Below are 20,818 nucleotides of genomic sequence, written 5' to 3' on the forward strand. Positions count from 1 at the left end.
CTCGCCCCCGCTGGTCATTTCGCAAACTGCGCTGCCGATAAAGAGTTCGTCCATGTTGCCCGCCTCCCACTGTCGATGAGCAACATGGTTAACGACTCATCTCCGAGTCGGCGTAGCGCGTAAAACTACGATATCGTGGAATCGCGTACCGGTGATTCTGCGGTATCGGTTCGATTCGTTGCCGGTGACCGCAATTGACAGTCATTCGCAGGTCGGACTCGTTTCGATCTCCTCATCTACAGGATAATTACTGAGCCCGGTTAGTATCAGTAGTTAATACTTACTGTGATTCTACGGCATGTTTAACCATGAATTCTGTGACTAGCCATCCTGACACCGGTGCCCACGAGTCGCGCCGGACCAGGAGGCCAGTGATGACGCAGCGGGAACTGAATCTGGACGACACGGTGGGCGTGACGCTCTTCGGTGTCGGGGGTGCCGGCGGCAATGCCGTGGCGCGCCTGTTTCGCGAGCCCGCTCACGGCATGAAGATCATCTGCGCCAACACCGATGTTCAGGCGTTGCGCGCCGCGCCGAGCGCCAGTCAGATCCAGCTCGGCCGCAGCCTCACCGGCGGGCTCGGCGCCGGCGCCCGGTCTGAAGTCGGCCGTGCCGCCGCGCAGGAGGCGTTGCCCGAGATCATCGCGGCGCTGGAAGGTACGTCGCTCTGCTTCGTCGCGGCCGGGTTCGGCGGCGGCACCGGCACCGGCGCCGCTCCGGTGATCGCGCGGGCTGCCCGCGAGCGCGGCATCCTGACGATCGGCATCGCGACCAAGCCCTTCGCCTTCGAAGGCAAGCGGCGCGCGCGGTTGGCGGCGGCCGGCGTCGCCGAGTTCGAGGAGAGCGTCGATGCCCTGGTCGTGGTCTGCAACGAGCATCTGCTGCGCGTCGCCGGGCCGGACACCACCTTTCGCGGTGCGCTCCATCTGTCCGATTCGATCGTCTGCGACAGCGCGACCGATTTTGCCGCGCTGGTCGCCGGGCCCGCGCTGAAGCGTCTAACTCTCGCCGATATCCGGCAGACCCTGACATCGGGCGGCCGCGCGGTGATCGGTTATGGCGAGCGCTGCAGCGGCCGCGACCGTGCCATGCGCGCCGCCGATTCGGCGCTGCGCAACCCGTTGCTGGAGGATGCCCCGCGCGGTGCGCAGCGCCTGCTCGTCACCATCGCGGGCGGGGCGGACATCGGCCTGTTCGAGATCGAGGAGGCGGTCGGGTATCTGCGCGAGAATGTGCATCCCGGGGCGGAACTGGTCTGGGGCTCGGTGATCGATCCCGCGCTCGACGGACAGATGCGCATCGGCATCACTGCGGCAGGCTTGCCGCTGCACGACTCGTTCCAGGAAGCGCCCGCACCCGTCGTCCGAGCGGTGGCCCCGGCCGCGCCGGTCGCAGTTCCCGCGCCGCAGCCCGTCGCAACAGCGCCCGCCGAGCCTGTTGCGGCGCCGGTACCTGCGATCGAGCCGGTGGCAAAGTCCGCGCCCGTCGCGCGACCCGTGACCGCGCAGCCCATGCCTGCCGCCCGGATCGAGCTCCCTCTCCGCGAAGAAATGCTGGAGGCACCGGTGGCGGTCGCCGCAATGGCGCCGGAGCCGGCCCAGCCGATCATCGTCGACTGCCCGGGGGACCGCGACGTGCTGATCCTCAACAGCACCTACAGCCTCGATCTCGATATCGTCGCTGAAAAGCCGCTCGGCAGAGGCCCGATCCGCTCGCGCCGCAATTCCAGCCTGGTCGACCGTATCTATTTCGCGACGCGCGAGCTGAAGCGCAGCTGGCATCGCCAGCCCCGCGTCCCGCTGTTGCCGGCGCCGCCCGCCCGCGTGATCCGTGTGACACGTGGTTTACCGCAACAACTCGCCGGATAGTGCGGTCCTAGGCTCCTTTTACATTTCACCTCCCCGGCGAAAGGCCCTAGATTGGTCGCCAAGGGAGTAGCACCATGGGTATTCTTGATTTCCTGTCGAAGCAGTTCGTCGATGTGATCGATTGGGTGGACGAGCCCGGTGTGCTCGCCATCCGTTATCCAATGCAGGATCGCGAGATCCAGACCGGCGCGCAGCTCACCGTGCGCGAGGGGCAGAAGGCGTTCTTCTACAATGAAGGCCAGATCGCCGATGTGTTCCTGCCCGGGCTGCACACGCTCGACACCGGGAACATGCCGCTCCTCACCGCGCTGAGGAACTGGGACAAGGGTTTCGCCTCGCCCTTCAAGTCCGACATCTTCTTCTTCACCTCGCGCGAGCAGGCCGGGCTGAAATGGGGCACGGCGCAGCCGATCACGGTGCGCGACAAGGAATTCGGGCCGCTGCGCATCCGCGCCTTCGGCAGCTATTCCTTCCGGGTCGAGAATGTGCCGGTGTTCGCCGCCAAGCTGCTCGGCACGCTCGAGAAACTGACGGTCGCCGATATCGAGCCGCAACTGCGCGGCGCGATCACCACGGCGCTCGCCACCGCGCTCGGCGGCGGCGCGATCGCGTTCGTCGATCTCGCGGCCGATCAGGCGGCGATGTCGCAGCGGCTGCTTGCCGCGGTCGAGCCGGCCTTCGAGGCATGGGGCCTGAAATGCTGCAGCTTCTTCGTCGAGAGCCTGTCGCTGCCCGAGGCAGTGCAGGAGCATCTCGACAAGGCGAGCTCGATGCGCGTGATCGGCGATGTCGACCGCTATGTCCGCTTCCAGACCGCCGAGGCGATCGATATCGCCGCGGCCCAGTCGGGCGGCGTGGCCGGGATCGGCGCGGGCGCCGCGGCCGGCATGGCGATCGGCCAGAGCATGGCGGGCGGTTTCGGCCAGGCCGGCGCGGCCCAGCCGGGCGAGGACCCCTATCAGCAGATCGAGAAGCTCCACCGCCTGATGACCGCCGGCGCGATCACTCAGGCGGAGTTCGACGCGAAAAAGGCGGCACTGCTGGCCAAGATCGGCTGATCCTTCGTGATCGACGCGAATTGCCCCAATTGCGGCGCGGCCGTGCATTTCCGCTCGGCCGATCTGCCGGTGAAGATCTGCGACTATTGCCGCAGTTCGCTGGTCCGCAATGGCGACGTCCTGCAGGCGATGGGCAAGATCGCCGAGGTGCCGGAGGATGTCAGCCCGCTGCAGCTCGGCGTGCGCGGCACCGATGGCGGGGTGGGATTCGAGCTGATCGGTCGGGTGCGCTGGCGCTGGACCGATGGTGGCTGGAACGAATGGCTCGCGCTGTTCGATGACGGCTCGACCGCCTGGATCGGCGAGGCGATGGGCCGTTACATGCTGCTGCGCCAGGTCGAGCAGACCGAATCGCTGCCGGCGGTCGCGAAGGAGTTGCGCGACGATATCGACGTGCCGCTCGGCACCGAGACGAGTATCGCCTGGGTCAATTATATCGTCACCGATGTGAAGGAGGCGACCTGCGCCGGTGGCGACGGCGAGCTGCCGTTCAGCACGCCGGCGGGGCTCACCGTGAAGAGCGTCGACCTGATGGCGCCCGACGGCCAGTGCGCCAGCATCCAGAAGGAGCGCGGCGAAATACTCATCTATGCCGGCCGCTACGTCACCTTGGGCGACCTCAAGGCGACCGGGTTGCGTGCATTCGAAGGTTGGCCGATGCCGCGGTTCGCCGCGTGAGCGACGCGCCGTCGACCGTCCGGGCGCTTTCCTGCACCCATTGCGGCGGCACGATATCGCTGCGCGCGGCGGGCTATACCGTCAGCCTGATCTGCGAACATTGCGGTACCACGCTCGACGCGACCGATCCCGATCTGCGCATCATCGCCCAGGCAACCGCGGCGATGCGCGTTCCGCTGATCCCGCTCGGTACCCGCGCCGAGATTCGCGGGACGGCCTGGGAAGTGGTCGGCTATCTCGAGAAATCGGATGGCGGGGACGGCTGGTCCGAATATCTGCTGTTCAACCCCTATCAGGGTTATGCCTTCCTGCTCGACGACGGGCGGCGCTTCAGCATCGGTTTCCTGCTCGATCGTCTGCCGGGGTACGACTGGGGCGAGCTTCAGCTCGACGGCGAAGGCTATAAACGTTTCGGCACACGTTATGCGACCTGGGTGCGGTTCGTCGTCGGCGAATTCTACTGGCGGGTCGCGGAGGGCGAGAAGGTCCGGGTCAGCGACTATGTCCGCCCCGGCCGGATGATCTCCTGCGAGGAGAATGAGAGCGAGCGGACCTGGACCCGGCTGTTCATGCTCGACTGGGGCGAGGCGGAAAAGGCCTTCGGGATCGAGCGCCGCCGGCGCGACTACAGCACCCCGTCGCCGCACGAGCCCTCGCCCTATCGCGACAAGATGGTCGAGGCGCTGATCCTCGGCGCGATCGCCGCCGCCACCCTGTTGCTGATCGCGCTGATGGGCGGCGGATCGACCCGGGCCGCAAGCGCCGAGATGCAGGTCGCGATCGAGGGCGCGCCGGTGACTCAGGTCGTCCGCGGGATCGAAATCCCCGGGCGAAACGCCGCGATCCGCATCGGCGCTCGCGCGCGCCAGCTCGACAATAGCTGGATCGAGATCGATTATTCGCTGGTCAACCGCCGGACTCAGCAGAGCTTCGACGCCTCGACCGTGGCCGAGCGCTATAGCGGCCGGGACAGCGATGGCGACTGGACCGAAGGCGACACCACGCCCAACATCAAGCTGTCGAGCATCCCGCCCGGGACCTATGATCTGGTCGTCGAGATGACCGGGCACCGCTGGTCACCCAGCGGCTCGTCTTTCACCGGCAATGCGGGCATCTTTTCCAGCCTGACGGCCGCGGACTCGACGATCCCGGTGGAGATAGAGGTCGCGCGGGGCGGCATGTTCGGCGGCAATGTCCTGCTCGGGCTGATCCTGCTCCTCATCTGGCCGGCGTTCGCGGTCTTCCGGCATTTCAGCTTCGAAGCGCGGCGGCTGATGCCCGTCGCCGAGGATGACGACGAATGAGCAAATCCACGATCCTCTACGGCGTGTTCTGCCTGCTGGTCGTCGGCGGGTTCACTTATGCGACGATGAACGGTTTTTCTCCCTTCGCCCAGGGCGGCACGCGCGGGTTCGTGCGCACTGCCTATGGCCCCACCCACAAATAGCGAGAAGGGTTTCCCCATGCTCACCACCGCAGTCCTCCTGGCCACCCTCGTCTACGCAGGCATCGGCCTGGTCATCTTCGTCCTCGGCTTCTGGCTGTGGGACCGGGTGACTCCGGTCGACCTGTGGGGCGAAGTCTGCAAGGGCAATGTCGCGATCGCCATCCTGGCGGGGTCGGTCGCGATCGCGCTGGCGATGATCATCTCGGCGGCGATTCATGGATGACGGCCCGGCCGGGGATTTTGCCCGGCCATCGCGCCTCGGTGCGGCGCTCCTGGTTTCCGCTTTCGTCGTTGCCACCTGCGGGCTGATCTACGAGCTGCTCGCCGGCACCCTGGCGAGCTATCTGCTCGGCGACAGCGTCACGCAATTCTCGATCGTCATCGGCACCTATCTGTTCGCCATGGGCATCGGCTCCTGGTGTTCGCGCTACGTGAAGCGCGACGAGCTGGCGGTGTTCGTCCGGGTCGAGATATTGATCGCGGCGATCGGTGGGGCGTCGGCTGCGGTGCTGTTCCTGCTGTTCGATCGGGTCGCCGATTTCCGCATCCCGCTCTACGGCCTGGTGCTGGTGATCGGCGCGCTGGTCGGGCTCGAAATCCCGCTGCTGATGCGCATCCTCAAGGACCGGCTCGAATTCGGCGATCTCGTGTCGAAGGTGCTGACCTTCGATTATGTCGGCGCGCTCGCCGCCTCGCTGCTGTTCCCGCTGCTGCTCGTCCCGCAGCTCGGGCTGATGCGCACGGGGTTCCTGTTCGGCCTTGCCAATGTCGCCGTCGCTATCGCGCTGATCCTCATGCTGCCGGGCAAGCGTCGCCTGCGCACCGAACTGATCGTCGGCATCCTGGTGGCGGTCGGGCTCGCGACAGGGTTCATCGTTTCCGAAAAACTGCAGCGCGCCGCCGAGGTCGGGGTTTACGGCGATCCGATCCTCTATGCGGCGTCGACGCCCTATCAGCGCGTCGTCATCACCAAGCGCGCGGGCGATTTGCGGCTCTATCTCAACGGCAACCTGCAATTCTCGTCGCGCGACGAATATCGCTATCATGAGGCGCTGGTCCATCCGGTGATGAGCCGGGCGCGCAACCCGCGCAACGTCCTGGTGCTCGGCGGCGGGGACGGGCTCGCGGTGCGCGAGATCCTGAAATATCCGGGTGTCGCCTCGGTCACCCTGGTCGATCTCGACCCTGAGATGACCAGCCTGTTCCGTAACAGCGCGATGCTCGCCGCGCTCAATCATGATGCGTTCCACTCGCCCAAGGTGCACGTGATCAATGCCGATGCGTTCCTCTGGCTGCGCGAGAACCAGCGGCGCTTCGACGCGGTGCTGGTCGATTTCCCCGATCCGACCAATTTCGCGATCGGCAAGCTCTACACCGTCAGCTTCTATCGCGAGCTGGCCAGGGCGCTCGCGCCGGGCGCCGTCGTCAGCGTGCAGAGCACGTCGCCGCTGGTCGCGCCGCGCGCCTATTGGACGGTCGCCACCACGCTCGAGGCGGCGGGCCTGATCACGCGTGGTTATCATGTCTATGTGCCGAGCTTCGGCGAATGGGGTTTCGTGCTCGCCTCCAACGAGCCGATCGGCCGGCCCGGACCACTGCCCTCGGGGCTGCGCTTCCTGACGCCGCAGACCGACGCGCTGGCCTTCACCTTCCCGCCGGATATGGCGCGCCGCTCGGTCCCGGTGAACCGGCTCGACAACCAGGCTTTGGTCCGCGAGTTCGAGGCCGAGTGGGCCGTGTACGAGGGCTGACGGCATGGCCGTATCCCGCCGCACTGTGATCGCCGGCTCGGTCACTGCCGCTGCCGCGATCGGTGCGGGTGCTGTCGCTTGGCAGGCCCGCGACAAGCCAATGCCCGGCACGCTGAGCGGCGCCGATTTCACCCGTGGCCACCGCTTGCGCGACGGTGCCACCTTCCCCGTGCCGAAGCGCGAGGTGCATATCGGTATCGCGATCCTCGGCGGTGGCGTCGCCGGTCTGTCCGCCGCCTGGGCGCTGGCCGAAGCGGGCATGACCGATTTCCGCTTGCTCGAGCTGGAGGACCGCACCGGCGGCAACGCACGCTCGGGACGCAACGCCGTCTCCGCCTATCCGCTCGGCGCGCATTATCTGCCGATCCCCAATGCCGAGGCGAAAGGGGTGGTGCGGCTGCTCGAACGGCTCGGCATCGTGACCGGCCATCAGGACGGCAAGCCGCTGTTCGATCCGTATCAGATCGTCTCCGATCCCGACGAACGGCTGCTCAATCTCGGCAAATGGCAGGAAGGATTGATCCCGACCGTTGGCCTCACGCCCGCCGACCGGCACGATCTCGACGCCTTCTTCGCCGCGATGGCCGTCTATCGCGATCGCCGCGATGCGCAGGGTCGCCCGGCTTTCGCGCTGCCGATGGCATTCAGCGCGCGCGATACGGATCTGCTGGCGCTCGACACGCTGAGCTTTACCGCCTGGCTCGACCAGAAGGGCTGGCGCTCGCCGATCCTGCGCGGCCATGTCCGCTATGCCTGCCGCGACGATTACGGGACCGAGCCCGATCAGGTCTCGGCCTGGGCGGGCATCCATTATTTCGCCGGGCGTCGCGGCGTTGCGGCCAATATCTCGGGCGACACGGTGCTGACCTGGCCGGAAGGCAACGGGCATCTCGTCGGGCGCATGGCGCAGCGGCTCAAGGCGCAGATCGATTGCGGCCGGATCGTCTACGCTGTGCGACCGGTGGCGGCGGGGGTAGAGATCGACTGCTTCGATGTGGGGTCAGAGGAGTCGGTGCGCGTGGTCGCCCGCAGCGCGATCCTCGCCACGCCGCATTTCGTGACGCGCCTTCTGTTGCCGCCGGGTGCGATGGCGGCCGGCCAGTTCGGTTACGCTCCCTGGATCGTCGCCAATGTCACGGTCGACCGGCCGCCCGCCGGCAACGGCTTCGAGCTTGCCTGGGACAATGTGTCCTGGACCAGCCGCTCGCTCGGCTATGTCGTCGCGACGCATCAATCGCTCGGTACCGTGCCCGGGCCGACCGTGCTCAGCTGGTACCTGCCGCTGTCCGACATGCCCCCGGCCGACGCCCGTCGCGAACTGCTCGACCGCCCGCTCGACTATTGGCAGGCCATGGTCCGCGACGACCTGCTCCAGACCAACCCGGATCTGGATGGAGCGATCTCGCGCATCGATATCTGGCGCTGGGGCCATGCGATGATCCGCCCAGTGCCCGGCTTCTTCTGGAGCGGCGCGCGCGAGGAAGCGGCGAAACCGCGCCCGCCTTTGTTCTTCGCGCATTCCGATCTGAGCGGCCTCTCGCTGTTCGAGGAAGCGCATTATCGCGGCACGCAGGCGGCGCAGGACGCGATGGCGCATCTTGGCATTCCCTATGAAGACACGCTGATCTAGGAACGCACGTGGATTACAGCGGCACGCACCTCCTCGCCGACTTGTTCGGCTGTACCGGCCTCGACGATATCGGCCGGGTCGAAGCCGCGCTGCGGGGTGCCGTGGCCGCGAGCGGCGCGACTCTGCTCGAGCTTCGCCTGCACGGCTTCGGCGCGGGGCAGGGGGTGACCGGCTTCGCGCTGCTGGCCGAATCGCACATCTCGATCCACACCTGGCCCGAGCGCGACTATGCCGCGGTCGACATCTTCCTGTGCGGCCGCCGGCACGATCTCGATGCTGCGCTGGCTGCCCTCGCTACCGGCCTGGGCGCGGAGCGCCATGCGGAGCAGCGCATCGCGCGGGGCTTCAGCGTCAGCGACATGGCGGCCGGATAGACTCTATCCGACCGTCACGCGGTGCGTTCCGCCTGCTTCGTGCTGGAACGCCGTCTTGCGGTCCAGGAACAAGGCGATGATGTCCGCCGCGGTCGTCGCATGCTGGCTCGGCTTCACCGTGGTGAACACCCCGCCGCCGGCGATCGCGAAGGGCAGCAGCAGCTGGTCCGCGAGATAGGGACCGGCAAAGGCCGTGGAGTCGAGATAGCCCTGCATCCGCGCCGCCGCGCGCTTCGCGAGATGTTCTGCGGGCACGCCGAGCTTGCCGAAACCGCTGACGATTTCGGTGGCATGTTCATAGACAGCTTCGAGCACCAGGATATTGCCCGGCCCCTGCTCCTCGGGCAGTTCGCGCACCGAAAAGGCGCACTCGGGCCAGTCGAGCTGCTTCTTCGCCATCCGGATCTCGCGGTCCGCGACGTCGAAGGGCAGGCCCGCGAAGAATGCGGTCGCCGAACAGGACAGCATCGCCCCGCGTTCGACGCACTCGACCGGCACCAGCGGCGCCGGCTCGATCTCCACCTCGATCCGCCCGCCGCCGCGCGGGTAGAAGCCATGCCGCACCAGCTTGGCGGTGACGCGCGGCCCCATGCGGTTCACGATCGGCAGGAACGCCCGGTCGATGAAGTCGAACGGCGGCGCGAACACATTGTGCGTGCCGCCCTCGAGCACGAGCCGCGACGGCCCGTCCGCAAGCAGCAGCGGCATCAGGACCGTCTGGAGGACAAGGTTGGTGCTCCCCGCCGTGCCGACCGCGAAATGATAATCGCCCGCGGAAGCCTTGCCGGGGCGAAACAGCATCTCGCGCGACCCCACAGCCACGCCCTCGCACTCGCCGCCGCCGATCCTGCAGGCGGCCTCGATCGCGGTGACATGCTGGCGCATCAGCCCGGGCTTCTCCCGCCCGCCGCGCACATTGGTGATGCGGAAGGGCCGACCGGTGACGAGCGACAGCGCGCACGCATTACGCACGATCTGCCCCCCGCCTTCGCCTTCCGATCCGTCGATGATGATCATGCTATTTGCTCTTCAAAACTCCCTCTCCCATCGGGAGAGGGAAGGGGCCCATCGCGAAGCGATGGGAAGGGTGAGGGTGAGTATCATGAGCGTCCCGCACTCAACCTCACCCCGCGCTGCTGCGCAGCTTGCCCCTCTCCTGACAGGAGAGGGGTGGTGTGGCCAAGGCCGGCTCGCCCGCGTGGACTAGGGCCATCTCACTCCTCCGTGCCGAAGTTTTCGATCCATGCTGTCTTGCCCGGTTCCGGAATGAACACACGCGGCGTGACGCAGTCCGTCTGCAGCGTCCCGATCTCCGCGCCGCAGCGACAGATCTGGTTCGGGCCGTTGAAACCGCCCATGCCGCAGCAACCCGACAGATGCTGGTTATCCGGCGTATTACCGACAGCGTCGGTCAGGTCATCCGGATTGAGCCAATATTGCGGCGTGAACTCCAGCGGCGCAGGCGCATCCCCAAACGATCGCATGATCGGTTCGTAGGATTTGAACGCCACCCCAGGCTCGGTCAGCGGCGCGCGATCGACATGTTCCGGCGACGTCACCGATGGGTCCTTGCCTGAAAGGATCCGGAGCGCCCCGGTCAGCTCCGCGCCGCACGCATTGCAGATGAGCCGCTTTTTCATGACCACCTCCAATGGCAGCGTGAAGGGCCTCAGCCCTTCACGCACACCACCTGCTTCAGCGTGTGGACGATCTCGACCAGGTCGGCCTGCGCCGTCATCACGGCCTCGATCGGCTTGTACGCCCGCGGGCTCTCGTCGATCACGCCTTCGTCCTTGCGGCAGGCGACGCCCGCCGTGTCGGCGATGTGATCGGCGAGCGACACCTGCTTCTTCGCCTCGGTACGGGACATCACGCGGCCCGCGCCGTGGCTGCAGCTGTCGAACGACTCCGCATTGCCCAGCCCACGCACGATGAACGATTTCGCGCCCATCGACCCCGGGATGATCCCCAGCACGCCCTTCGCCGCACGCACCGCCCCCTTGCGGGTGACGAGCACATTCTCGCCGAAATGATTCTCCCGCGTCACGTAATTGTGATGGCAGTTGACCGCTTCCAGCTCGGCATCGAACGGCTTGGCGATGACCGTCCGGATCGCCCGGATGACATTGGTCATCATCATCCGCCGGTTGAGCGCCGCATAATCCTGCGCCCAGCCGACCGCCTCGACATAGTCGTCGAAATGCTCGGTCCCTTCGGGGAAGTACGCCAGGTCCTGGTCGGGCAGGTTGATGAACCATTTGCGCATGTCCTGCTTCGCCAGCTCGATGAAGAAACTGCCGATCGCATTGCCCACGCCGCGCGATCCCGAATGGAGCATCACCCATACCCGCTGCTCGGTATCGAGGCAGACTTCGATGAAGTGGTTGCCCGTGCCGAGCGTGCCGAGATGCACGAGGTTGTTCGTGTTCCCCAGCCGCGGATATTTGGCGACGATCTGGCCGAAGCGCTCGGCGAGCGTCGCCCAGGCCTCGACGACCGCCGGCGGCGGATCGCCCCACGAACCCGTGTCGCGCTTGCCCCGGCCGACCGAACGGCCCACCGGAACCGCCCGCTCGATTGCGGCACGCACGCCTTCCAGATTGTCCGGAAGGTCGCTCGCCATCAGCGAGGTCCGCGCCGCCATCATGCCGCAGCCGATATCGACACCGACCGCCGCCGGGATGATCGCACCCTTGGTCGGGATGACCGAGCCGACGGTCGCGCCGATGCCGACATGCACGTCGGGCATCGCCGCCACATGCTTGAACACGAACGGCATCTGTGCCGCCCGCGCGAGTTGCGCGCGCGCCTTGTCGTCGACCGGCACGCCGCGGGTCCACATCTTGATCGGCACGCCGCCCGGGACGTGCTGGTAGTCGAAATTCGTCTCGGTCATCGCGACCTCCTGTCTTCTTGTTGCATGCCGCAGTCGTGGCGACGAGGTGGTGGCGAGACGTTTCGACGCTCTCCCGCTGAGCTACGGGCGATAAACCCGGCCGGAGTCGAACCGGCGACCTTCGCATTACCAATGTAGTCCCGCGCGGCATTCGCCACGGCTGCGTAGTCGGTGCCGGCGACGAGGTTCAGCGAGACATTTTCCTCTGAGCTACCCGGTTGCCCGGGGGTGGAGTTGAACCACCGACCTCCTGCTTTCGCGGCAGACGCTCTGACCTGTAGTCTCGCCAGCATTCGCCAACGTATCTTGGTTCCGGCGACGAGAAATACGTGAGACGGCCCCTTGTGAGGGCCATCGTGGCAAGATGTAGTCCCACGCGGCATTCGCCGGATTGTTCTGGTGCTGGCGACGAGAGTGATGAGACATGCGGATTCGAACCGCTAGACCTTTCGGCCACAACCGGATGTAGTCCCACCGGCATTCGCCAGCTTGAATTTGTTCACGGCGACCAGGTGTTGGCCGGACATCGATTGCTCTATCCAACTGAGCTACAAGCCTTTCGGCAAGGCGGGACTCGAACCCGCGACACATGTAGTCCGACCGGCATTCGCCGTGATGTTTCCTTCTTTCCCTTTTCCCTTCCCCGGCGAAGGCCGGGGCCCAGTGGAGAGACACTGATGAAGACGCGCTTCGGCTGTTCCTTCTGTCCCTCCACTGGGCCCCGGCCTTCGCCGGGGAAGAAGTTCAGGTCGTGGCGACGATATCGGCGAGACGCGGTCCTTAAGCTACATCGCAAGGCGGGATTCGAACCCGCATCTCCCATCCGCCGTTGCCGGCTTCCGGGCGCTTTACTCGTCGGACCTTCATTGGCGCTGTAGTCCCGCCAGCATTCGCCACGACCTGTTCTTACACCTCCGTTTCGTTGACGATGCTCACCCAATCCCGCGCATCGCCGGAAGCGAAGCGCGCAATCGTCTCGAACACCGCGTCGGAGAACCCTCCGACATTCAAAATATCCGCCCGCCCAGAAGCCTGGGTAGACCCATGCGCCTGGATGTCGACGCAGACGAGCTTCGCAGCCCGGTTCCGGCCCTTCAGCTTTTCCCATTCGCGCATCGTCGCGGTCGCGCCGGCCCGGGCGTCAACCCAGGAAGCATTGTCCGAAACGATCACGACGAGATCGACCGCCGCCTTCTCCGCATTGAGCTTCGCCAGCGGCGCCGAGACCGCAGTCCCGCCCCCGCCGATCGCCGCCAGTTTCGCCGTGTTCACGGCAAGACGGGCAAACGGATCGAGCTTGATCGGCACGACATCGACCTCGAAGGGCAGCACGCGCGCCTCCCGGTTGGCCCGGAGCACCGCCGCCGCGACCAGGGCCGCGACATCGTTGCACGAGACCTTCGACGTGGCCCCCTTGCGGTAGCCAGTCGCCGGCGAACGCATCGACCCCGACACGTCGGGGCAGACGACCACCCGGCCAGGCACTGTCGGCACGTTCGAGACCGAAGCCTCGAGCGCATCCTCCAGCGCCGCCTGCACCTTCAGGGGCACGCCCTCTCCGGCCGACTCCAATGCCACCATCAATTGATAGGGCAGGACCCGCGCCTTCGAGATCGCGTCCTTGTCGGACAATCGGATGGCAACCGCCTCGGCGACCCCCTCCACCGCGAACGCGCCGTTGCGCGCCAGGGTGTTGAGGTTCATCCGCAACGCCTGCCAGCCCATCGTGCAGGCCAGCTCTCCCCACTGCTCCGCGGTCAGCGGAAGAGCGGTAAGCCACAGGAACGGCACTGGCGGAAGCGGCCCCGAAGGATCCCGCTTCCAGGCCTCGAACGCCGCGATCTCCACCGGGAGCGCCGCGACATCATAAGGCTTGCCGATCAGCCACCCGTAAAAGGCACGCCGGCTCTCGTCCTTCGGGTTCGGGTGAACCATCCGGACCACATCGGCGAGCGACGGATCATTCCCCGTCGCCGCGGCCATCAGGTCGCGCATCGAGGCATGCTCGAGCCATAGCTTCACCAGCCGCTTCGGCCGGGTCCCGAGCGAAGTCCGCCCCACCTGGCCGGACCGCATGATCTGGACGAAGGTCCGGAGCATCCGGCCATTGTCGATCACGCGCCCGAAGACACGCACGGCAAGGTCGGGCTCGGCCACCGTCAGATACGCGGCGAGCAAAGCAGGCATATCCTTCATCGCGCCGGCCTTGCGGGCATAGACCGCGGCCTTGGCGACGAATATCGGATCGGCCGCCTTGGCCGCAGCGATCGCCTCGGCGAGATGCGTCTGCGCACTCGCATAGAAGCTGTCGTTGAGGGTTCCGGTCGCGGCAAGCTGGGCGAGCGTCGCCTCGGCGCCAAGGGCATAGGCAGGCGCGCCTTCGCGGTTCACCATATCCGGTGCCGGAAGCAGCTTTGCGATCGCGGATGCGAAAAGTCCCGTGTTTGCCATCGTCTTGTTCCCTTTGGTCAGGGCGGCTGGATTCGAACCAACGACCCCCGGCTTCCAAGGCCGGTACTCTGCGCAACTGAGCTACGCCCTGATTGCGATCCGGGGCGGTCGGCCCATTCCGACCGCCCCTCACCGCGCTGCCCTGCCGGATGTTCGACGAACCGGCTGGACGTATTGGATATTGCAGAGCGCGTGCCAGTCTGGTGGGTTGGCGACGATAAAATCGTAAGCACATGATATTTCAATAAATATATCGAGCATATGTGGTTGCGCGATGCGCGGCGCCCGTAGGGCGCTCGCGCAAATGATATCGACATGGATAAGAGTTTATCCTACCGTATCGTGATGAAACCGCTCACCGTCCTCGGATTCCTCGGCTCGACGCTGGACGCGAGCAAATTCGGCCCGTCGCGCTGGAGCAAGTGGCGGCCTTCGGTCGGGCTGACCATGCACGAGGATCTGCGCGTCGATCGCTTCGTGATGCTCCACGGCAGCGCCCACACGCGCCTCGCCGACTATATCGCCGAGGACATCGCCAGCGTCTCGCCCGAAACCACCGTCGACAAGCGCGTGCTCGATTTGAACGATCCGTGGGATTTCGAGGAGGTCTACGGCAAGCTGCTCGATTTCATGCGCGGCTATCCTTTCGATCCCGATGCGGAAGACTATCTCGTCCACATCACCACCGGCACGCATGTCGCGCAGATCTGTCTCTTCCTGCTGACCGAGGCGCACTATATCCCCGGCCGCCTGCTCCAGACTCAGCCGGTGCGCGGCATGCCCACCGGCGCGCCCGGCACCTGGAACATCATCGACCTCGATCTCTCCCGCTATGACAGCATCGCCACCCGCTTCGCCGAGGCGAGTGCCGAGAGCACGTCCTTCCTGAAATCCGGCATCGACACGAAGAACACGGCCTTCAACCACCTGATCGACGAGATCGAGCAGGTCGCGGTGCGCAGCCGCGCGCCGGTGCTGCTGATCGGCCCGACCGGCGCCGGCAAGAGCCAGCTCGCCCGGCGCATCTACGAGCTGAAGAAGCTCAAGCACCAGGTGCAGGGCCCGTTCGTCGAGGTGAACTGCGCGACCCTGAAGGGCGACAGCGCGATGTCGGCGCTGTTCGGGCACCGCAAGGGCGCCTTCACTGGTGCCGCCGCCGACCGCCCCGGCCTGCTGCGCACCGCCGATACCGGCATGCTGTTCCTCGACGAGATCGGCGAGCTCGGCCTGGACGAGCAGGCGATGATCCTGCGCGCGATCGAGGACAAAAGATTCCTGCCCGTCGGTGCGGACAAGGAATCCTCCTCCGATTTCCAGCTGATCGCCGGCACCAACCGCGATCTCGGCCGCGCCGTGGCGGAAGGGCGGTTCCGCGACGATCTCTATGCGCGCCTCAACCTCTGGACCTTCGCGCTCCCCGGCCTCGCCGAGCGCCGCGAGGATATCGAACCCAATCTCGATTACGAACTCGACCGCTTCGCCGAACGCGAGGGCACCCGCGTGACCTTCAACAAGGAAGCGCGGGACCGCTATCTGACCTTCGCGACCGGGCCGGACGCGATCTGGGCCGGCAATTTCCGCGACCTCGCGGCGAGCGTCACGCGCATGGCGACCTTCTCGCCCAAGGGCCGGATCGACGGTGATTGCGTGGAAAGCGAGATCGCCCGGCTGACGCGGCTCTGGGCCTCTGAGAGCGCGGAGGGCGATGACGGGCTCGACCGCCTGCTAGACGATGCGGCGCTGGCCGAACTCGACCCGTTCGACCGGGTGCAACTGGCGCATGTCATCGCGACCTGCCGCCGCAGCCGCTCGCTGTCCGAGGCCGGCCGCGCCCTGTTCGCCGCCTCGCGGACGCGGCGGACCTCGTCCAACGATGCGGACCGCCTGCGCAAATATCTCGCGCGCTTCGGGCTCGAATGGGGGCAGGTGGGCAGTTAGACCTCCGGAAACGGCCGGTGCCCCGCCGCCTCGAGCAACAGGTCGAGCGCGGCCTGGATCAGGCTGCGCATCTGCCGCGCCGCGCGCCCGGGATCGCCCTCGACAATCGCGTCGGCGATCACCTTGTGCTCCATCGCGCTCGCCCGCGTCACGCCCTTGTACGCGTTGGTCTGGCGGATGCTGAAGCGGAGCGCCGTCTCCGACAGATCGGCGAACTGGCGCATGAAGCGGTTGTTGCTCGCCTCCAGCACGGCGGTGTGAAAGGCGATGTCCGCCGCGAGCGAATCCTCCTCGCCGCGCTCGGCCGCGAACATCCGTTCGATCGCGTGGACGATCGCACGCCGCTGCGGCCCGGTCGCGCCCTCGGCGGCGCGGGCCGCGGCGCGCGGCTCGATCGCGATGCGGATCTCGGTGAAGTCGATCAGCAGGTCGATCGAGAAATCGCGCTCGAGCATCCATTTCAGGATATCGGGGTCGAGCAGGTTCCACTGCGCCTCGGGCCGGACCAGGGTGCCCTTGCGTTGCCGGGCGACGAGCAAGCCCTTGGCGGTCAGCATCTTCACGGCCTCGCGTACCACCGGCCGGCTCGCGCCGAATCGCTGGCAAAGCTCGGCTTCGACCGGGAAGGGCGATCCTCGCGAGAACTGCTCGGTCACGATGGCGCGGCCGAGGTCGTGCACTATCCTGCTGGTGAGATTGCGTCCGCCATGGTCCGGTTCGCCCGGACGGTCCGGAATGTTTACTCCTGCCAATCGCTCCCTTTCGCATCGGCGGTGTCATCGCGCGCCGGCGCCGCGGTTGCCCCGCGATCGCCTGACAAAGGGAACGTTATCCGCTGATCGCCGCGCCGTCGATGCCGGGGTGAAGGATGATCCCATGGGTTCGCCCACTGTCCGGGCGGATCGAAGTACGGGCAGGCGGCACCCGTGCGACAGGGCGCTTCAGGCTTTGCTCCCGCCCTTGCGCAATGGCACAGTGCGAAACCGGATCGGGACTGCCATGTCGGCACATCGGTCCGACGATTTGCGGGAGAGCCGATGCATCCTGTCGAGACATTCGAGCTCATCCTGACTCTGCTCGCCGTGGTCGTCGCGCTGCACTGGGCGGCGCAGCGCATCGGCCTCCCGCCGGCCACCGCGCTGCTCGTGGGCGGGGGCCTTCTTGCCTTTGTGCCGGGGCTGCCCCCGGTGACGCTCGATCCCGAGCTGGCGCTGGTGCTGTTCCTCCCGCCCCTGCTGATGGACGGCGCCTATTACACTGCGCTCGGCCGTTTTCGGCAGCACCTTCCGGGCATCCTGTCGCTCGCGGTCGGCGCGGTCATGTTCACCACGCTGGTGGTCGGCCTTGTCGTCCACTGGCTCGTCCCCAGCCTGCCATGGGCAGCCTGCTTCGCGCTCGGGGCGATCGTGTCCCCGCCGGATGCGGTATCGGCCCGCGCCGTGCTGCAGGGCGTGACGCTTCCCCGACGGCTGTCGGCCTTGCTGGAGGGGGAAAGCCTGCTCAATGACGCGACTGGCCTGGTCCTTTTCCGTTTCGCCGTCGCGGCGACACTGAGCGGGGTGTTCAGCGCCGGGGCCGCGATATCGAGCTTCCTCGTCCTCGCGCTTGGCGGTGTCGTTGCCGGCCTCCTGGTATCGGGGGTCTGGATGCTCGCCGTCCGGCGCCTGAACGATCAGACGCTGATCATCCTGGCCAACACGCTCATGTGCTGGGTCGCCTATATCGCGGGTGAGGCGGCGCATGTGTCCGGCGTGATCGCGACGGTCGTCGCCGGCCTGGTGCTTGGCTGGTATCAGCATATCCTCCTGCCGGCACAGGTCCGCCTGCGCGGCGGCGCCTTCTGGCAGACATTGGTGTTTGTCCTCGAAGCGCTGGTTTTCATCCTGGTCGGCTTCACGTTGCGCGGCGTGCTGGACCGGGTCGGCGGGATCGCGGCCGTCTCGACGACGATGGCGATCCCCGTGCTCGGCGTGGTGCTCGTGGTCACGGTGGCGCGCTTCGTCTGGATCTTCGGCAGCGACGGGTTGCTCGCCGCGCTGCGCGGGCTTGGGTGGAAGCGCGCCCGCCCGCTCGGCATGCGGCAGGCGACGGTGCTGGGCTGGGCGGGGATGCGCGGTGTCGTGACGCTGGCGGTGGCGCTCACCTTGCCCGAATCGATGCCGGGCAGGGACCTGATGCTCGTCACTGCCTTCGCGGTGATCTTCGCCACCGTGGTCATCCAGGGCGCGAGTCTGGGCTGGCTGATCCGATGGGTCAGCCCGGTCGACGAGGATCCGCCCGCGAAAATGAGCATGGCCGCCTCGGAAGCGGCCATCGCCCGCGCCAGGACTGAGGCGGTGGAGGCGCACGCCTATGCGCCGGACGGAACCTTGCTCCATCCGAAGCTGCTCGAGGAATATCGCAAGCGCCTCGAGATCATCCAGCGCTACGCGGCGGACGCGGATTCGTTCATGGCGGGTATCAGGACGCATTTCGACGTCGTGCTGATCGGCCTCGCCGCCGGGCGCGCCGAGCTGATCCGCATCCACCGCGCGGGGCTGATCGAGGACGAGGTCCTGCACAATCTCGAGCGCGATCTCGACGTCGAGGAACTGGGCATCATCCTGCAGCGCGACGGCTAAGGAGAAGTGGTGCCCGGGGACGGGATCGAACCGCCGACACTGCGATTTTCAATCGCATGCTCTACCAACTGAGCTACCCGGGCATCGCCGGCGCGCCTGACGGGCGCCGGAAAGAGCGGGCCTCTTAATCGGCGTCGTTGGCGCTGTCCAGCCCGGGCGTTGCAGCGGATGGATCTTCCGGATCGGCAGGCCCCGCGGGAAGCCGATACCCCTCGCCGAGCCATTGCAGCAGATCGCGGTCGCGGCAGCCGCGGCTGCAGAACGGCGTATGCTCCGGGGATACGGGCTTGCCGCAGATCGGGCATTTGTCGGTCTTCGCCATATCAGATCGCCTCGAAATCATGGGTCATGCCGGTCCGCCGCGCCAGTTCGGCGAGGAGCGCAGGCCGCGCCGTCAGCCAGGCCAGAACGCCCGGGCGGATCCTGTGGTGCCGTGTGCCCGGTGGCGGGATACGCTCGATCGCGCGGAGCAGCGCGCGCGCCTCCGCGCCCGCCCGGTCGGCGCGGAGCAGCTCGGGCAGCGACACGCGGGCGCGGCGGCGCACGATCTGCAGGAAGCCGAATCCGTTCATCGCGGTGCGCTCGAACGGCAAGGGCAGCGCCGCATCGATCGCTGCCGCCACTGCCTGCCGCGCCGCCTTGCCCTCGATCGTCGGGAAGTCGATGCCGATCGAGCCGCCGATATCGTGCCGCAGGATCGCCGCGCCCACCGCCTGCGCCGCATTGACCGCCAGCGCTTCCAGCGGCGGATAGCCGTCGACATCGAACAGGGTCATCGCCGGCGTCGGCGACAGCCGCAGCGCGCCGCCGGGAAAGGCGATCTCGCCGGTCAGTGCCTCTTCCAGCACCTCGGACCAGCCCGCGGCCTCGAGCGCGTCCGGCTCATGCGCACGCAAAGTGCGGATCGGAAGCCCGGAGGCGGTGATCCGGGCGAGCAGGTCGGGGGCGGGGGCAGGATGCGTGCCTGGTTCGGCCGGCATGGCTTTGGCGAGCTTCGCGCGGCCCGCTTCGGGGATCGCCTCACGCACGATCTCGACCGTAAGCGCCGCACCCTGGGTGATGCCCGCCGGCAAGGGAGAAAGGATCGCCTCGCCGCCCGCGACCGTCACGCGCCCCTCGCGGCCCTTGACGGTGATTTCGACCAGCCGCGCCGCCAGCACCGCGCCGACCCGCAGCGCGCCGTCATCCAGCTCGATCCGTGCCTCGACGATCGCGCCGTCCTCGACCAGCGCGGCGCGCGCCTCGCCGATCCCGGCCTCGAACAACCATTCGATGGGGGCACACTCAGCCAAGGGGCATGCCCGCCGCGATCAGCAGCGCGCGGGTCTCGAACAGGGGCAGGCCGATCACGCCGGAATGGCTGCCGGAGAGGAAGCGCACGAACGCCTCGGCCCGGCCCTGGATGGCATAGCCGCCCGCCTTGCCCAGCCCTTCGCCGCTCGCGACATAGGCGTCGACCTCGGCACTGGTCAGCGGCTTGAATGCGACGATCGTGTCGGAGAGGCGGGTGCGCGCCTTGCCCGCGGTATCGATCACGCACACCGCGGTCAGGCAATGATGGCGGCGGCCGGAAAGCAGCCCGAGCATGCGACGCAGCTCGGCCTCGTCCTCGGCCTTGCCCAGTACGCGGCGGCCCAGCGCGATCACCGTATCGCCCGCCAGCACGATCTCGCCCTCGCCCCGCTCGACCGCGCGCGCCTTCGCCTCGGCCAGGCGCAGCGCATGGTTGCGCGGCGCCTCGCCGGGCAGCGGGGTCTCGTCGATATCGGGGTCGGCGACGCGCGCCGGCTCGACACCGAGCCGCGCGAGAAGGTCGCGCCGGCGCGGGGAGGTTGAGGCAAGAACGAGCCGCACTGGCCCGCGGCTTATTTGAAGCGGTAGGTGATGCGACCCTTGGTCAGGTCGTACGGGGTCAGCTCGACAAGAACCTCGTCGCCCACCAGCACGCGGATGCGGTTCTTGCGCATCTTGCCGGCGGTGTGGCCGAGAATTTCATGGTCGTTTTCGAGTTTTACGCGGAACATGGCGTTGGGCAGAAGCTCCACCACCTGGCCGCGCATTTCGAGCAATTCTTCCTTGGCCAAACAAACCTCTAGCGATGTTGGG

General features: G+C 66.9%; 20 protein-coding genes and 2 tRNA genes. 11 read left to right on the forward strand and 11 right to left on the reverse strand.

The annotated features are described in order from the left end of the window. Positions 1-374 precede the first annotated feature (374 nt). The 9 genes from WC729_RS27825 to speD all read left to right on the forward strand — a co-directional run bounded on the left by WC729_RS27825 (position 375) and on the right by speD (position 8,806). Positions 375-1,868: a cell division protein FtsZ gene (locus WC729_RS27825; RefSeq protein ID WP_372857939.1), complete on the forward strand. Its 1,494-nt coding sequence runs from the start codon at positions 375-377 to the stop codon at positions 1,866-1,868. Between the two features lie 74 nt (positions 1,869-1,942). Then, a complete protein-coding gene (locus tag WC729_RS27830; protein WP_372857941.1) occupies positions 1,943-2,926 on the forward strand; it encodes an SPFH domain-containing protein in 984 nt (327 codons plus the stop codon). A gap of 6 nt (positions 2,927-2,932) precedes the next feature. After that, on the forward strand, positions 2,933-3,604 hold the full coding sequence (locus WC729_RS27835; RefSeq protein ID WP_372857942.1) for a DUF4178 domain-containing protein: 672 nt from the start codon (positions 2,933-2,935) through the stop codon (positions 3,602-3,604). Continuing rightward, a complete protein-coding gene (locus tag WC729_RS27840; RefSeq protein WP_372857943.1) occupies positions 3,601-4,908 on the forward strand; it encodes a DUF4178 domain-containing protein in 1,308 nt (435 codons plus the stop codon). Before WC729_RS27835 ends, WC729_RS27840 begins: the two co-directional genes overlap by 4 nt. Next, entirely contained in the window at positions 4,905-5,051 is a 147-nt protein-coding gene (locus tag WC729_RS27845) for a hypothetical protein (protein WP_372857944.1), read from the forward strand. Before WC729_RS27840 ends, WC729_RS27845 begins: the two co-directional genes overlap by 4 nt. Positions 5,052-5,067: 16 nt before the next feature. After that, a complete protein-coding gene (locus WC729_RS27850) occupies positions 5,068-5,274 on the forward strand; it encodes a DUF350 domain-containing protein (protein ID WP_372857945.1) in 207 nt (68 codons plus the stop codon). Next, on the forward strand, positions 5,267-6,802 hold the full coding sequence (locus WC729_RS27855) for a polyamine aminopropyltransferase (protein WP_372857947.1): 1,536 nt from the start codon (positions 5,267-5,269) through the stop codon (positions 6,800-6,802). Before WC729_RS27850 ends, WC729_RS27855 begins: the two co-directional genes overlap by 8 nt. 4 nt (positions 6,803-6,806) lie before the next feature. Further along, on the forward strand, positions 6,807-8,432 hold the full coding sequence (locus WC729_RS27860; RefSeq protein WP_372857948.1) for an FAD-dependent oxidoreductase: 1,626 nt from the start codon (positions 6,807-6,809) through the stop codon (positions 8,430-8,432). Between the two features lie 8 nt (positions 8,433-8,440). Further along, the gene (speD, locus tag WC729_RS27865; protein ID WP_372857950.1) at positions 8,441-8,806 is read left to right on the forward strand and encodes an adenosylmethionine decarboxylase; all 366 of its coding nucleotides are present in this window, start codon (positions 8,441-8,443) and stop codon (positions 8,804-8,806) included. Positions 8,807-8,809: 3 nt separating this feature from the next. Here speD and rtcA read toward each other — a convergent pair whose 3' ends face one another. The 5 genes from rtcA to WC729_RS27890 all read right to left on the reverse strand — a co-directional run bounded on the left by rtcA (position 8,810) and on the right by WC729_RS27890 (position 14,244). After that, complete coding sequence (rtcA, locus tag WC729_RS27870; RefSeq protein ID WP_372857953.1) at positions 8,810-9,823, reverse strand: RNA 3'-terminal phosphate cyclase; 1,014 nt, start codon at positions 9,821-9,823, stop codon at positions 8,810-8,812. 197 nt (positions 9,824-10,020) lie between these two features. Further along, a complete protein-coding gene (locus tag WC729_RS27875; RefSeq protein ID WP_372857954.1) occupies positions 10,021-10,491 on the reverse strand; it encodes a hypothetical protein in 471 nt (156 codons plus the stop codon). Next, positions 10,476-11,702, reverse strand: a complete 1,227-nt coding sequence (locus WC729_RS27880) for an RtcB family protein (protein WP_372857956.1) — start codon at positions 11,700-11,702, stop codon at positions 10,476-10,478. Before WC729_RS27880 ends, WC729_RS27875 begins: the two co-directional genes overlap by 16 nt. A 906-nt stretch (positions 11,703-12,608) precedes the next feature. Next, positions 12,609-14,153, reverse strand: coding sequence for an RNA-binding protein (locus tag WC729_RS27885; protein ID WP_372857958.1), 1,545 nt, complete (start codon positions 14,151-14,153; stop codon positions 12,609-12,611). Positions 14,154-14,167: 14 nt separating this feature from the next. Continuing rightward, positions 14,168-14,244: transfer RNA gene (locus tag WC729_RS27890), tRNA-Pro, on the reverse strand. Between the two features lie 254 nt (positions 14,245-14,498). Between WC729_RS27890 and rtcR the strand changes: the two genes are divergently transcribed. Next, positions 14,499-16,091, forward strand: a complete 1,593-nt coding sequence (gene rtcR, locus WC729_RS27895; protein WP_372857959.1) for an RNA repair transcriptional activator RtcR — start codon at positions 14,499-14,501, stop codon at positions 16,089-16,091. On the opposite strand, the gene WC729_RS27900 is transcribed toward rtcR, so the two are convergent. Continuing rightward, positions 16,088-16,771: a FadR/GntR family transcriptional regulator gene (locus WC729_RS27900; protein WP_372857961.1), complete on the reverse strand. Its 684-nt coding sequence runs from the start codon at positions 16,769-16,771 to the stop codon at positions 16,088-16,090. The two genes, rtcR and WC729_RS27900, sit on opposite strands and share 4 nt — an antisense overlap. A 357-nt stretch (positions 16,772-17,128) precedes the next feature. Here WC729_RS27900 and WC729_RS27905 point away from each other — a divergent pair, with 357 nt between their 5' ends. Beyond that, positions 17,129-18,712 (forward strand): Na+/H+ antiporter, encoded by a 1,584-nt coding sequence (locus WC729_RS27905; RefSeq protein WP_372857962.1) that lies wholly within the window; start codon positions 17,129-17,131, stop codon positions 18,710-18,712. Between the two features lie 7 nt (positions 18,713-18,719). On the opposite strand, the gene WC729_RS27910 is transcribed toward WC729_RS27905, so the two are convergent. From WC729_RS27910 to infA, 5 genes are all read right to left on the reverse strand, one after another. Next, positions 18,720-18,795, reverse strand: a tRNA-Phe gene (locus WC729_RS27910). Between the two features lie 41 nt (positions 18,796-18,836). After that, complete coding sequence (locus WC729_RS27915) at positions 18,837-19,034, reverse strand: DNA gyrase inhibitor YacG (RefSeq protein WP_372857963.1); 198 nt, start codon at positions 19,032-19,034, stop codon at positions 18,837-18,839. Position 19,035: 1 nt separating this feature from the next. Continuing rightward, positions 19,036-20,004, reverse strand: coding sequence for a ribonuclease (locus WC729_RS27920; protein ID WP_372857964.1), 969 nt, complete (start codon positions 20,002-20,004; stop codon positions 19,036-19,038). Further along, positions 19,997-20,566, reverse strand: coding sequence for a nucleoside triphosphate pyrophosphatase (locus tag WC729_RS27925; protein WP_372857966.1), 570 nt, complete (start codon positions 20,564-20,566; stop codon positions 19,997-19,999). Before WC729_RS27925 ends, WC729_RS27920 begins: the two co-directional genes overlap by 8 nt. A gap of 11 nt (positions 20,567-20,577) precedes the next feature. Beyond that, complete coding sequence (gene infA, locus WC729_RS27930) at positions 20,578-20,796, reverse strand: translation initiation factor IF-1 (protein WP_010162480.1); 219 nt, start codon at positions 20,794-20,796, stop codon at positions 20,578-20,580. Positions 20,797-20,818: the final 22 nt, after the last annotated feature.

It is taken from the genome of Sphingomonas sp. (assembly GCF_041661825.1).
GTDB lineage: Bacteria > Pseudomonadota > Alphaproteobacteria > Sphingomonadales > Sphingomonadaceae > Sphingomonas.

What these genes read in the sequence shown, in the direction of transcription:
- WC729_RS27860 (WP_372857948.1), top strand. Translation starts at nt 6,807, where the DNA reads ATGGCCGTATCCCGCCGCACTGTGATCGCCGGCTCGGTCACTGCCGCT.
- WC729_RS27885 (WP_372857958.1), bottom strand. Translation starts at nt 14,153, where the DNA reads ATGGCAAACACGGGACTTTTCGCATCCGCGATCGCAAAGCTGCTTCCG.
- WC729_RS27850 (WP_372857945.1), top strand. Translation starts at nt 5,068, where the DNA reads ATGCTCACCACCGCAGTCCTCCTGGCCACCCTCGTCTACGCAGGCATC.
- WC729_RS27905 (WP_372857962.1), top strand. Translation starts at nt 17,129, where the DNA reads ATGCATCCTGTCGAGACATTCGAGCTCATCCTGACTCTGCTCGCCGTG.
- WC729_RS27915 (WP_372857963.1), bottom strand. Translation starts at nt 19,034, where the DNA reads ATGGCGAAGACCGACAAATGCCCGATCTGCGGCAAGCCCGTATCCCCG.
- rtcR (WP_372857959.1), top strand. Translation starts at nt 14,499, where the DNA reads ATGAAACCGCTCACCGTCCTCGGATTCCTCGGCTCGACGCTGGACGCG.
- WC729_RS27880 (WP_372857956.1), bottom strand. Translation starts at nt 11,702, where the DNA reads ATGACCGAGACGAATTTCGACTACCAGCACGTCCCGGGCGGCGTGCCG.
- WC729_RS27855 (WP_372857947.1), top strand. Translation starts at nt 5,267, where the DNA reads ATGGATGACGGCCCGGCCGGGGATTTTGCCCGGCCATCGCGCCTCGGT.
- WC729_RS27825 (WP_372857939.1), top strand. Translation starts at nt 375, where the DNA reads ATGACGCAGCGGGAACTGAATCTGGACGACACGGTGGGCGTGACGCTC.
- WC729_RS27845 (WP_372857944.1), top strand. Translation starts at nt 4,905, where the DNA reads ATGAGCAAATCCACGATCCTCTACGGCGTGTTCTGCCTGCTGGTCGTC.
- WC729_RS27830 (WP_372857941.1), top strand. Translation starts at nt 1,943, where the DNA reads ATGGGTATTCTTGATTTCCTGTCGAAGCAGTTCGTCGATGTGATCGAT.
- rtcA (WP_372857953.1), bottom strand. Translation starts at nt 9,823, where the DNA reads ATGATCATCATCGACGGATCGGAAGGCGAAGGCGGGGGGCAGATCGTG.